This window comes from Shewanella sp. SM23 (genome assembly GCF_025654295.1).
GTDB classification, from domain to species: domain Bacteria; phylum Pseudomonadota; class Gammaproteobacteria; order Enterobacterales; family Shewanellaceae; genus Shewanella; species Shewanella oncorhynchi.
The window spans coordinates 129,895-143,372 of sequence record NZ_JAKKRM010000010.1; the positions used below are offsets into that span (position 1 = coordinate 129,895).

The 13,478-nt window shown below is 44.7% G+C and carries 8 protein-coding genes and 1 riboswitch; of the genes, 3 read left to right on the top strand and 5 right to left on the bottom strand.

All coding sequences use genetic code 11. From position 1 onward, the window contains the following. Positions 1 to 242 precede the first annotated feature (242 nt). The 3 genes from L5L98_RS13810 to gbpA form a co-directional block, all read right to left on the bottom strand. Positions 243 to 2,399, bottom strand: a complete 2,157-nt coding sequence (locus L5L98_RS13810) for a S46 family peptidase (RefSeq protein WP_263141736.1) — start codon at positions 2,397 to 2,399, stop codon at positions 243 to 245. A gap of 269 nt (positions 2,400 to 2,668) precedes the next feature. Then, positions 2,669 to 3,844: an aromatic amino acid transport family protein gene (locus tag L5L98_RS13815; RefSeq protein ID WP_173248682.1), complete on the bottom strand. Its 1,176-nt coding sequence runs from the start codon at positions 3,842 to 3,844 to the stop codon at positions 2,669 to 2,671. A gap of 562 nt (positions 3,845 to 4,406) precedes the next feature. Further along, positions 4,407 to 5,852, bottom strand: coding sequence for an N-acetylglucosamine-binding protein GbpA (gene gbpA, locus L5L98_RS13820; protein ID WP_263141739.1), 1,446 nt, complete (start codon positions 5,850 to 5,852; stop codon positions 4,407 to 4,409). A 123-nt stretch (positions 5,853 to 5,975) separates the two neighbouring features. Continuing rightward, positions 5,976 to 6,075, bottom strand: a riboswitch (cyclic di-GMP riboswitch). A gap of 411 nt (positions 6,076 to 6,486) precedes the next feature. On the opposite strand from gbpA, the gene L5L98_RS13825 reads away from it, so the two are divergent. Then, positions 6,487 to 7,041: a TMEM165/GDT1 family protein gene (locus L5L98_RS13825; RefSeq protein WP_263141741.1), complete on the top strand. Its 555-nt coding sequence runs from the start codon at positions 6,487 to 6,489 to the stop codon at positions 7,039 to 7,041. 50 nt (positions 7,042 to 7,091) lie between these two features. On the opposite strand, the gene norR is transcribed toward L5L98_RS13825, so the two are convergent. Beyond that, positions 7,092 to 8,699 carry a nitric oxide reductase transcriptional regulator NorR gene (gene norR / locus L5L98_RS13830; RefSeq protein WP_263141744.1) on the bottom strand — a complete coding sequence of 536 codons (1,608 nt, stop codon included), beginning with the start codon at positions 8,697 to 8,699 and terminating at the stop codon, positions 7,092 to 7,094. 226 nt (positions 8,700 to 8,925) lie between these two features. On the opposite strand from norR, the gene norV reads away from it, so the two are divergent. Further along, a complete protein-coding gene (norV, locus tag L5L98_RS13835) occupies positions 8,926 to 10,455 on the top strand; it encodes an anaerobic nitric oxide reductase flavorubredoxin (protein ID WP_263141745.1) in 1,530 nt (509 codons plus the stop codon). Then, a complete protein-coding gene (norW, locus tag L5L98_RS13840; protein WP_263141748.1) occupies positions 10,448 to 11,614 on the top strand; it encodes an NADH:flavorubredoxin reductase NorW in 1,167 nt (388 codons plus the stop codon). The genes norV and norW overlap by 8 nt, the downstream gene beginning before the upstream one ends. 115 nt (positions 11,615 to 11,729) lie before the next feature. On the opposite strand, the gene katB is transcribed toward norW, so the two are convergent. Further along, positions 11,730 to 13,205: a catalase KatB gene (gene katB / locus L5L98_RS13845; RefSeq protein WP_173246491.1), complete on the bottom strand. Its 1,476-nt coding sequence runs from the start codon at positions 13,203 to 13,205 to the stop codon at positions 11,730 to 11,732. Between the last annotated feature and the right edge of the window lie 273 nt (positions 13,206 to 13,478).

A 13,478-nucleotide genomic window follows, 5' to 3' on the forward strand; every position in this document is an offset into this window, starting at 1 on the left:
CGGGGCGGTCGAGCATCCACGGATGGACTTGCTGCGAGTCGGTGAGCTAATACCATAGCGAAGCTATCTCAACAGCTATCAGCAGTCATTGCACAAAAAAATAGCGATAAACCCAGTGAGTTTATCGCTATTTTGTTGTCTTGTTATTTCAGTATTCTTAAAGCACTAAATCGCACTTGAATGCTGATAATCCAAATTCACTATGCCATTATAGGCCGCACCATTGCTGGTGCGGCAATGGATTACTTAACGATTTCCATCTCAGCTAATAAATTGTCGGCATGATCTAAATACTTCATTACCCACAGCATATAACGGCTGTCGACATGAATAGAACGGTTAATCTCGTTATCAAATGCCCAACCGCCGATAATGCTTTCATACACACCATCGAACAACAGGCCCACTAATTCAGCACGTCCGTTTAAGGTCGGTGAGCCAGAATTTCCGCCAGTAGTATCTAAAGTTGATAAAAAGTTTACTGGCACAGAATCTATTGATTTCATATAGAAATCACCATATTGCTTCTGCTTAATCAGCTCTAACTCTTTCTTCGGTGCATCGAATGGGTCAACACCCGTGTCCTTTTGCACTATGCCTTCAAGGCGAGTGAATGGCACGGCCACTAAACCGTCTTTTGGCGAATAGCCTTTCACATGGCCAACTGTGACACGCAGGCTAGAGTTAGCATCGGCATACACAGGCTTACCCTGCTCTAGGTTGTAAGCAATAATGGCATCCATATATTGCGGACGCACCTTCATTAGTTCACCCGCTAATTCTTTTTCTTTCTTTTCTTCGGCCATATCTGTGTCATACATAGCGACAGCGAATTGAATGAAAGGATCTTTAGAGGCTTTAAAATCGGCAACGGATTTATCCATCCACGCCAGACGAACGTCTTTCTTACCTAACTCAGTTTTGGCGTACATTTTATCTAAGGTTTTCGAAAGCTTAGCTTCACTAAACTTTTTATCGATACCAAAGGCTTTATCCAATGCGGGTAGGCGCTGATCTTCTGGCAGTGCGGCGTAGCGTTTTAGCATGTCGAGCAATACCGCTTTATCAACGCTTGGCGCATAACGACGGTCGATACGCTCCATGCTGGCTTTTAGACGTGTCATATCACGATCTTGGAAGCCCGGTTCACGCTGCATATCTGGCAGTTGTTTCTCGTTCGCGAGGCGATATAAGCTGCGCGCCGTCGGCAACATAGTCGTACTGCCTATGTAGCTTAAGATCATGTCACGCTCTTGATGCGTTTTGCCTTTGGCAATCAAGGCATCTAATTCCGCTAAGGTTTTACCGTATTTCGCTTCACGACTGCTGTCTTTGGCTATCCACGCCGCAAGCTTAGCTTCGAGGGCTTTACGGTCGGCCAACATGGTTGATTTACCGTAAAACTCGATCATAGAAGTGAAGTTTTTCGCGTAATTTGCAAGGCCAGCAATTTGACTCTCGTACTTAATACGCTCGTCGCTGCCCTCTGGCGCGGTTTCTTTAATGATTTCAATAAAGCGTTCACGCAGCATTTTGCCTTCGGGATAAGCCCACTCAAACTCATTTTGAACTTCAGTGGCTGTGCGATATCTGTTGGTGCGACCTGGGTAGCCTGCAACCATCACAAAATCACCTTCGCTCACACCTTTAGCCGATACTTTTAAGAAACTTTTTGGCTCATAAGGCACGTTGTCAGCACTAAACTCTGCGGGTTTACCCGCTTTAGAGACATAAGCACGGTAGAAAGAAAAATCGCCTGTGTGACGTGGCCACATCCAGTTGTCCAAATTCCCGCCGTACTTACCCACGCTCGCGGCGGGGTTATAAACTAAGCGAACATCACGGATTTCTAGTTGTTTTACTAGGTAATATTCGAGGCCACCGTGGAAGCTATAAACTTGACAACGGTAGCCATCTTCTTTTTCACATTCAGCGACTAACGCTTTTTCTTGTACCTCAATGCCTTGGTAAAACTCACTGCCCACTTTCGACTCAAGCCCTGCTTTTACCGTGTCGGTTACATTAGTCACTTCTTCGGTCACATAGATACGTGAACCTGGCGTGGCAGGTAATTCATCAGCAAATGTCTTAGCTAAAAATCCATCTTGTAGCAGGTTTTTTTCTGGGGTTGAGTTGTACTGAATCGCACCATAGGCACAGTGATGGTTAGTGACAACCAAGCCTTTTGGCGATACGAATGATGCAGTACAACCGCCAAGGCTTATCACTGCATTCATAGGGAATTCGGTCAGCTTTGAAATCGATTTCGCATCAATTTCAAGGCCTTTTGCTTTCAGTTCATCAGCCATAGCAGGCAGTTGATGGGGCTGCCACATACCTTCGTCAGCCTGTGCGCCAAAACTAGCGGCCACGGCAACTGTGAGTAACCATTTTTTCATTGTGTTAAGTCCGTTTTATGTGAATGAAGCCACGCGCAAGCTGGGCCATTTTCTCGTTTTAATAGCGTTGTTTTAATTTTAAATAACTGTGCTAAAACCCAGCATCACTCGCTTTAAAACCTAAAAAGCAAAAAGTCAGGCCGGGGCCTGACTTTATCACATGCGACACTCTCTATAACAGACTCTGAAAAACTCGCTTACAAAGCAAATACATTTAATCAAAGTTACCCAGATGTATTCGCTAAAAAGCCCTCATCTATCGCAATGAATTAGATCCCAACAAATAGTTGGGCACCCACAATCACGGCACCTAACAAGCCTGCAATGACTAATGCAACAGATCCGCCAGACACTTGATAACCACCCAGCTGCGACTGACGTTGACGCAGTGCCATAACAATTGGCAAGAAGATGATCATCACGACCAATGGTACGGCCGCAAATCCCAGTACCGCCACAAAGCCTTCAGGCAAATACAAGGCACACAAAACAGGCGGAATAAAGGTCAGTAACCAAGTTTGAATACGACCGGCAAACGTTTCTTTGGCACGAGTTAATTCGGCGATAAAGTCATATAAACTTAAGGTCACACCGAGGAATGAGGTCACTAAAGCTAAGTCAGCGAATAATGAAATACATTTGCTGATCCAAGGCGTATGAGCAATATCCTGCAATGCCGTGACGAGTGAAGGTAGTGAACCTTCAAAACTATTCACCTCATATCCGCCTACTGTGCCTAAAGTCACCAATAACCACAGAACATAACAAGCAAGTGGGATAGTCGAACCGATTAACAACACCTTACGCAGTGATACCGCATCGCCATCGAGATAACGCACTAAAGTGGCGATACAGACGTGGAAACCAAACGAAGTAAACACTACGGGAATTGCCGCCATCCAATTGCTGGTCATAGACTCGGCAATCGCGCCAGTTGCCATGCTAGCAATACTGACTTCGGGCAATAAAAATAATACCACCACCACGAGCAATAGAATCATTAACGAAAATAGGAAACGTGAAACTTTATCGACCCAAGCAACACCTAGCGCCGCAAAGCCACCGAGCACGAGTGTAAATAACAACACTGCGACTTGATTATCGAGCACGATATCGAACATGTTCTTCGCTTTAAGCACTAATAACGAAGAGCCGCCGGTGAGATAAGCCGCGGTCAAAGCAAATAATAAACTCAGGAAAGAAGCACCTTGAATTATTTGACCTTTTTTACCCAGTAACTTACCCGTAATAGCATGCACGTTATCCCCCACGCCAGTGCGTAAGTTAATTTCGAGCATAAGTAATGAGGTATAGGCGGACACGCCCCAAATAACGACGAGTAACACTAAAGCAGGGATAATACCTAAAGCCGCTGTGGCTAAAGGTAACGCTAACATACCTGCGCCAATGGCCGTCCCGGCAACGATGGCGATCGAGCCTAACATTTTTGAATTCACACAATAGTCCTGTTCAATAATTAATTATTATTTTATTTGAGTAAGATTTGAACCGATAAAGCCTTGCGTCTTAAATCGAAATAAGCGACACATCACTTAAAGCATCCAATCAGATCTCGACCTAGCAGATCAATTGGCCCCAATAGCTTTTGAATGTTTCAACCCAGTAGCCATTGAGGCTAACTAAATCGATTATTGAAAAATGGCATGACTTTCAATTGTGATAGCCCAAATGAATGTACCGATATAAGCATCGATTAAATAGATAGTTTGGGACATTAACAGAGCCAAACCCAGTGGGCAAGCCAGTTGTGAACAAAGAAGGGTAGCAAACGGTACGGTAACAACTTAATAGCGCTGTGATAAACGAAAATAAACAAGCCAACAAAATCGCTACCTTTGTTGAGAATACCTGTAATCTTGTATTAGGCTCGAATCAAAATAAAGCCGGTCTTTTTCCATCCGATGCAGACAAAAAGGGCTTAAACACAGCGAATATGTTTAAGCCCAATCACATCATGTTGAGAATTGATTAACTCAAAATGTTAATTTACAGCTCAGTCCACGCCATAGCCCAAGAAGCGCCAACACCTGGCTCAAATCCTGTGGCAGAAGCCGACCACTGCACGCAATAGCCGCTATAAGGGAATGGCTTACATTGATACACTTTGCCATTTTTAGGCTGTAACACTGTAGTACCTGCAACGTAACCTTTCACGCCTGCTGGGAATACAAAATCAGCTTCTGGTGCAGGAGCTTGATCCTTTAAGAAGAGGTCAAAGTTCTGCTGAATAACATCACCTTGTTTAGGCTCAGCTTTTACCTGCAAATGATAATGCCCAGCTTTAGGCTCAACAACGTCTAACACTAAGCTAGCACTGGCATTGTTAACAGTTTGGCTCACAAAACCTGACGCGGTGCCATCATGGCTAAACAAATACGCTGACACTAGCATCTCGGCGTTACTGGTTACATCAAAGCTGACCTTCGCCGCACCATCGATAATTTGATAATCGTCGGCAAGTGAAGTGACTTCTAAGCTGTTGCCCGGAGCAGGAGCTAAATCAAATCCTACTTCGACACGCTCAATACCTGAGTTTTTCGCTGTAAAAATGTCGTTTTTGCCATACACAGGCTCAATCACACCCGATGCATTTTTTTGTCCCGCTTTTAACTGGGACTGCTGGGCATTAATCGCGCTTGCTAATAGGAAAGGCCAATTTTGTTTATCACCTTGAGTCGCATCGCTAATGGTAATGACTGTTTGCTTAGCCGCTTGCTCACCATTGGCGTCAAACACCCGGGTCATCACTTTATCGCCTGCTTTTAGATCGAGTGACGGATTGATATCCCCCACATCTTGCCATTCACTCGGCACAATAGGACCCGAGCCCAAGTTCACATCGATAGCATTGTAGAAACTATTCGTCGTATCTCCAACTTCCCACACGGCCAAGATCACTTGATAACCACTGCGACCTTCTGGCACGTAGCAGTCATGGGTCACTAACTTAGGCGGCTGTTCCATACCACCATCAACTACGCAAAAGGGTGCTAAGTCAAAGCTCGCTCGGCTCAAAGCTTGGTTTGGGTTCCAATCTTGGCGAGTTAAATAGTAACGCCAATTACGGGTGACATGGTTTGCTGTGAACTGCCAACTGAACTTATTCCAGCCCGCTTTAATATCCGTCTTTGCCCAACGGCTCGGACTTTGTTCATCCAAAGGTGAAAAAGCACCATTGCCAGCACTCGCCAGTTTGCCATCAGCAGGACCTGATTCAGGAAAACCCGATGGCCCCTCAACACTTTGCGGCTCCCATTGCACCGCGCCACAATTGGCATTTTTACCTGTTTTACAGGCATATGAACGCGATTCAGGTGCCACAACATAACCGTGCGCCTGCGCAGAGATACTCACAAACGCATTCGTCGCCATTACTGCCGCGGCCAATAAACTCAATTTAGAAATAGGGGAAAAAACAGTAGGATTTGCCACTTTAATGCACTCCATTGATTGCCTATCATCCTAAACATAATGATAGGCTTAGATATAAAAGTGGTATTTGGGCAAACAACAGCATTAAACAGCAGTCGTTTATCTTTCACAGAAATCGAATTCTGCGGCAACTCCGCTATCTTAGTTCACTAAAAAATCCATTTACAACCTTAGACCGGAAGCTTTGCGTCCTAACTTTTCAATTAGTTTGCCAAATACAGTCGTTATCATTGAGTCACTACGAGTTAACAGTATGTAACCAAGTAGAAATGACTTGGCTAAATTAGCAACAAAAGACAACGTTGTCAAAAAAATAATTCATTTACATTCATTAAGTTAAAGAATGTGAATCGGTATTTTTCTGACACCCGTCAAACATTTATCAGCACCTACTGTTATAAACTCGTGCTTGAAACTAAATCTTACCTAGGTATAATGCCCACCTCGCTTCGGGGGAGTAGCTAACTGGATTTCGAGCCATCGTCATCTAGGGTGAACATCAACATACTTGGCAACATGCCATGGTGTTCACAGCAAATCATAGATTTGCCCAGCAAGACCTGAGCACAATGACCGCACCTAGGGGTGGACGGTTTATTGTGCTTATGTCATGACCACCCCTAAAGGATCACACTTGGAAGCCCTACTTGCCTCAACCTTTACGGTTGCTATCGCTGAAATTGGTGATAAAACTCAATTACTTGCACTAATCCTCGCCGCAAGATTTAAAAATAAAACCGCCATTGTTTTAGGTATTTTGCTGTCGACATTATTTAACCATTTTGCCGCAGCTTGGATTGGCCAATGGGCGATTAACTGGGTAAGCCCAGATCTGGCACGTTATTTAGTGGCTGCGTCATTCTTTGCGATCGCTCTTTGGGTGTTAATCCCCGATAAAGTCGATGCAGAAGAGAGCCGCTTCTATAAAATGGGCCCCTTTCTCGCCACCTTTATCCTGTTTTTTATCGCCGAAATGGGGGATAAAACGCAAATCGCAACTGTGGTATTAGCCGCAAAATACGATTCATTAACTATGGTGGTTGCTGGCACAACCTTAGGCATGCTGCTTGCTAACGTACCCGTAGTGATCGCAGGCCACTTCAGCGCCGAAAAATTACCTATGTTGTGGATACACCGTGGCTGCGCCGTATTGTTCGCACTCTTAGGCGTAGCAACACTGTTCTTCTAAGAATCGAGGCTGGGGTTTTGCTGCAGAATAAAATCTCTTCACGCAATATTTTATTCTTTTAAACCTAACCGTTTTGCAAGTCGGTGCAAATTACCTGTATCGATTTGCAATATTCTTGCACACGCAGCCCAATTTTGTTGATTCGCGGCTAAAACTTGGCGAATAAGTTGACGCTGATATCTCTCAGTCGCAGCCTTAAGCCCCAGCATAACACTGGAATTATCTTGCGATTGTCCCTCACGACAGGCCGACTCAGACCTAAATGCTAATTCACTGGCTGGCGTTGCGGCATCTGATGGTCTATCTTCGTCAACTGTTCTGTGTGCTTGATTCATCAAAGAATCGAGCTGAAAATGTTTATCACTTAAGCTGATGTAAGCCGTTTTTAGCTCGGCTTTCGCCAACACCGCAGCCCTGTGTATCGCATGCTCTAGCTCACGCACATTACCCGGCCATGTGTATTGCTCTAATAACTGCTGCGCTGCGGGTGTGATATTGATATGGGTGAGTCCTAACTTCGCTTTACAACGTTCAAGAAAAAAACCTGTCAGCATAACAATATCTTGCCCACGCTCTCTTAATGGTGCTACGTGGATAGGAAATACGCTCAACCTATGGTAAAGATCGAAACGAAAGCGCCCTTCCGTTGCCTCTTGGTGCAAAATTCGATTAGTGGCGGCAATAATCCGAGTATTAACTTTTAGGCTCTTATCACTGCCCACTCGCTGTAATTCACCGTATTGTAAAACCCTCAATAACTTAGCTTGCAGCCCCAAGGGAAGCTCCCCAATTTCATCTAAAAACAAAGTCCCCTTGTCAGCGAGTTCAAACTTGCCTTGCCTATGACTGATTGCCCCCGTAAATGCCCCTTTTACATGTCCAAATAACTCGCTTTCGGCGACGGACTCAGGCAATGCAGCGCAGTTCAAATAGATAAGTGATTTATCGGCTCTGGTCGATTGATTATGTATCGCCGCGGCCACTAACTCCTTACCCACGCCAGTTTCGCCGGTAATTAATACCGATAAATCAGTGCCTGCCACGGCACTTATCTGCTGCTTTAGCGATTGGATCTGTGTGGATTGCCCTATGATCTCCTGCTGACTAGCAGGACGATTGAGCACCTCAGTTCCATTGGAAACTTCAACAACTTGGGATTCTAGCTGTTGCATCAATAACGCAGTATTAAGACTGGCTGCGGCCAGTGCGCTGATCACACGCAACTCGCTATCACTAAAACCATCAAACTGATGAGGGTTGAAACCATCAATGGTGAGCGCCCCAATTAAGCGATCGTTTGCGATTAGTGGTAAACCAATGCAAGCATGTACATGTAAGCTCGCACTATGATGTGGAATTAAACCATCATACGGATCGGGAAGTTCACTGTCGGCCGGGAAACGAACCACATCGCCAGCACGGGCGATAGCCTCTAATCTCGGATGTTCACTAATTTGAAAGCGCCGCCCTAACACTTCGGCAAAGAGCCCATCTATCGCCAAGGGGACAAATTGCTGCTCCCGAAATGCCAATAATGCCGCAGCATCACAATTGACACGCCGCCTGACCACTGCCAACAAACGCTCAAATCTGTCTTGCGTCGACACGCCGACAGTTAAATCTAAGGCTAACTGAGTTAAATCAGCATGGGCACTCATAGCACATCCACAGTCAAATAAAGTCATATTGACAATAGTGTAATGTCAATTTGACTAACATCAAATTGTCATTATGACATCAGCAAGTGATTTAAAATGTTGAAATACGCTAATACCAATAAAAATCAAGACCTTAAAATATTGGCATGGTGAGTGCAATAAGAGATTTAACTAAATAAGCAAGATTTACGTAGCGCATTCATTATTAATTATCACAGGTGTATTTATGACTATTCATGTAAAAAACAATATCCACTGGGTGGGTCAACGCGATTGGGAAGTGCAAGATTTTCATGGTACTGAGTACAAGATAACTAAAGGCACAAGCTACAATAGCTACCTTATCCGTGAAGAAAAAACCGTGTTAATTGATACAGTTGATCATCGGTTTAGCCAGCAATTCTTACAAAATCTTGAAGCTGAAATTAATTTAACCGACATAGACTATATTGTGATGAACCATGCAGAGGAAGACCACTCAGGCGCCCTGACTGCATTAATGGCCAAAATTCCTAACACACCAATTTACTGCAGTGAAAATGCGGTCGACTCCATTGTAGGACATCACCACCACCCAGAATGGAATTTCATTACCGTAAAGACAGGGGATAGTTTAGCGATAGGCAATGGTAAGCAACTGATATTTATCGAAGCACCTATGTTGCATTGGCCAGATAGCATGATGACATACCTCACCGAAGATGCGGTTTTATTCAGTAACGATGCCTTTGGCCAACACTATTGCGACGAACATTTATTCAATGATGAGGTTGATCAAAATGAATTAATGGAACAATGCCTACGGTACTACTCAAACATTTTAACGCCCTTTAGCAGCCTAGTGACGGCTAAAATTCACGAAGTATTAAGCTTTAATTTACCTGTAGATATGATCGCAACTTCACACGGCATTGTGTGGCGTGATAATCCTGCCCAAATTATTCACCAATATTTAGCTTGGGCCGACGCTTATCAAGAAGACCGCATCACGATTTTCTACGACTCTATGTCCAATAATACTCGCATGATGGCCGACGGTATTGCTCAAGGTATTCATGATGTTGACCCCAATGTAGCAGTAAAAGTGTATAACGTCGCACGTCATGATAAAAACGAAATCCTTGCACAGGCATTTAGGTCAAAAGGTATTTTAGTCGGCTCATCCACCATGAATAATGTGATGATGCCTAAAATTGCCGCCATGCTTGAAGAAATCACGGGCCTGCGTTTTCGCAATAAAAAGGCGGCAGCTTTTGGTAGTTATGGCTGGAATGGCGGCGCAGTCGATAGAATTCACACTCGTTTGATGGATGCTGGTTTTGAAACCTCGGTGGGATTAAAAGTCAAATGGCGTCCCGATCGAGATGCGATGCAAGAATGCCGTCAGCACGGCCAGCGAATCGCGCGAGAATGGGCATTGCGGCCCCTTGATAGCGCGAATAGTCGCTCTATCATTAATCAAGTCATGTCAAAACCTAGCCAAGCCACCACGGCCAGTCAAACAGCTGAAAACACTGCTACTAATAACGTCCCTGTGACGGCACCGATTGCAACAAACGCGTGCGAATTAAATGATACACAATCAATGATTTGCACCGTTTGCCAATGGGTTTACGACCCTGAAAAAGGAGAACCTAATCAAGATGTCATTGCTGGCACACCTTGGACTCAAGTGGCCGAAGACTTCCTCTGTCCCGAATGTGGCCTAGGTAAAAGCGTTTTCGCTGTCATAAAAAATGAGGTGACTAATGCCTAAGCCAATCGTCATTATCGGCAGTGGATTCGCGGCATATCAGCTAGTCAAAACACTGCGACGTTTAAACCGCGAACAACCGATTACAGTTATCACAGCCGACTCTGGTGACGAATACCATAAACCAGATTTAAGCCATGTGTTTAGCCTTAAAAAAATGGCGTCAGACCTCATAAAATTGACCGCGACTGAATTTGCACATGAACAACAAATTGATGTAATAAATCACTGTGAAGTCATAAAAATAGATAAAGTTCGTCAGGTAGTCTGTTGCCATCAAGGACGCGAAATTGCGTACGAAAAATTAGTGCTTGCCACGGGTGCTCGGCCCTTTATTCCGCCTATAGAGGGGGATGGCGTTGATATCATCCACACAGTTAACAGCTTAATGGAGTATCAGGCCTGCGAAGCAGACATCCATCGCGCGAGGAGAGTACTGGTTATCGGTGCTGGTTTGGTCGGAGTTGAACTGGCAATGGACTTAGCAACTGCAGGTAAGCAAGTATTTTTGGTCGATCCACAAGCGAGCTTAATGCCGAATATGCTACCCGAAATGTTAAGCCACAAACTGACCGCTGTACTAACGCAGCATAACGTCACAGTGCAATTGCAAACCCGAGTCAGCCAACTGCAACACCAAGATGGCAGTATCTCTGTGTGCCTAGATAATGACCAGCGGTTTATTTGTGATGCGGTTATCTGTGCAGCGGGACTTCTCCCTAACAGCCAACTTGCCCAGCATGCGGGGCTAGAAGTCAATAAAGGTATCGTCGTTAACGAATGCTTACAAACCAACGATGCCCATATTTATGCGCTAGGTGATTGCGCCCAAATCAACGGCCAAAATAGGGCCTATTTGCAACCTGCGTTACTGAGCGCCAATGCGCTGGCGAACACATTACTGAACCAACCGACAGCAGTGAATTTTCCCGCCATGCTCATTAAAGTGAAAACGCCACTGTTACCTATGCAACTCAGCGGTATAACAGTGAATGGCGTCCATCGCTGGCAAGTCGATATTGATGCTCAAGGAAGCTGTATTAAAGCATTCGACGTGGATGAAACATTTATAGGATTTATCGTAACCGAGGATAAAATGCAGCAAGCATTTGGATTGTTAAAGCAGCTAAATAGCCCTAACGCGGCACTCATCGCGGCCTAAGAGCACATTAACGAGAATGTTAATATTATTGTCGCTGATAATAAAAACTGAGTAGAGGCTTTCTACTCAGTTTTATCGTTTCTACTATTATTCAAACATTCGCAACAGCAATAGTTTAAAGACCTAATGCCAGTTTAATACGTTGTCCGTAATCCGCATCGGCTTGAGTAAAATGCGCCACCATACGTTGCTGCACATCTAAACTCGCTTGACTTAATGAACCCGAAATTGTTGCCACTAGGCGCGCTTTCTCAGCTTCAGAGAAGATGCGATACAAATTACCCGCTTGGGTATAATCGTCTTGGTTATAACGACTGTAACGCGCCGCTTCACCTTCTAAACGCAATGGTGGTTCGCTAAAGTTTACTGGCTCAACCAAGGCATCAGCAGTGCTGTTCGGGCCATAGTTTGCCGAAGCGTCGCCACCAGTTTGACTGCCATGATAAGGACATTGTGTACCCGCCATCGCACCTGCACGTTGATGGTGATTTGCCTTAGCGGCATGCGGACAATTCACTGGCAATTGGTTGTAGTTAGCACCAATGCGGTAACGCTGCGCATCGGCGTAGGCAAATAAACGCGCTTGTAACATCTTGTCTGGTGAAGCCCCGACGCCTGGGACCAAATTACTAGGTGCCAATGCCACTTGCTCAACTTCAGCAAAGTAGTTTTGTGGCAGACGATTCAGCTCTAATACACCAATCTCAAGTAATGGATAGTCGCTATGCGGCCAAACCTTAGTTAAATCAAATGGATTGATATGGTAAGTATTGGCATCCGCCTCAGGCATAATCTGCACATTAACCGTCCAACGCGGGAAGTTACCATCAGTAATAGCAACCACCATATCGCGCTGCGATGAATCGGGATCAATCCCTTTTAATTTATCAGCCTGTTCATTGGTTAAGTTGACCACGCCTTGCTGCGATTTAAAGTGGAACTTTACCCAGAAACGCTCGCCCTTGGCATTCCACAGCGAGAAAGTGTGTGAACCATAACCGTGCATTTGACGGTAGTTTGCCGGAATACCACGATCCGACATCAAAATGGTCACTTGATGCATAGCTTCAGGATTCAATGACCAAAAGTCCCACATAGCCTGCGGATCTTTTAAGTTTGTCTTAGGATTACGCTTTTGCGTATGAATAAAGTCTGGAAACTTAATCCCATCTCGCAAGAAAAAGGTCGGCGTATTGTTACCCACGATATCGTGATTACCACGGGCAGTATAAAAACGTAAACCAAAGCCACGTGGATCGCGCTCTGCGTCGGCAGAACCCATTTCTCCACCTACGGTTGAGAAACGAATAAAGGTTTCGGTTTGCTTACCAACACCATTGAAATGGTCAGCAATGGTGTAATCGCTTAAATCTTTAGTCAGCGTAAATGTGCCGTAAACCCCAGTACCTTTAGCATGCACGATACGCTCAGGAATACGCTCACGGTTGAAATGGGCTAACTTTTCAATTAAATGCCAATCTTGTAATAGCAGAGGACCACGTTCACCCGCCGACAGTGAGTTTTGATCATCGGCCACTGGGGCGCCGTTTTGGCTGGTTAAGTACTGACTTGTTTGATGTTGTTGACTCATGCCCTGCTCCTTAGTCTTGATTGCTGGTTAACCAGGTTTCAATTAAATCGTAAATGGTGGCCATGGTTTATCTCCTTGGCTGGCGACGTGTTGTCGATAGAGCAAGAATAGAGAATTACCGCTTGAGAATAAAGCGATTAAACCAGATTTATACAATCTAAAAAAAAGATTAAGAATGAGTTTAGCAAGACAGTTAATGAATTACACGGACTCACAGCCAATGGTCCGCTCACATCACTTAAGATGTTGTTGAAAAACCAAATAGCTGCTCAG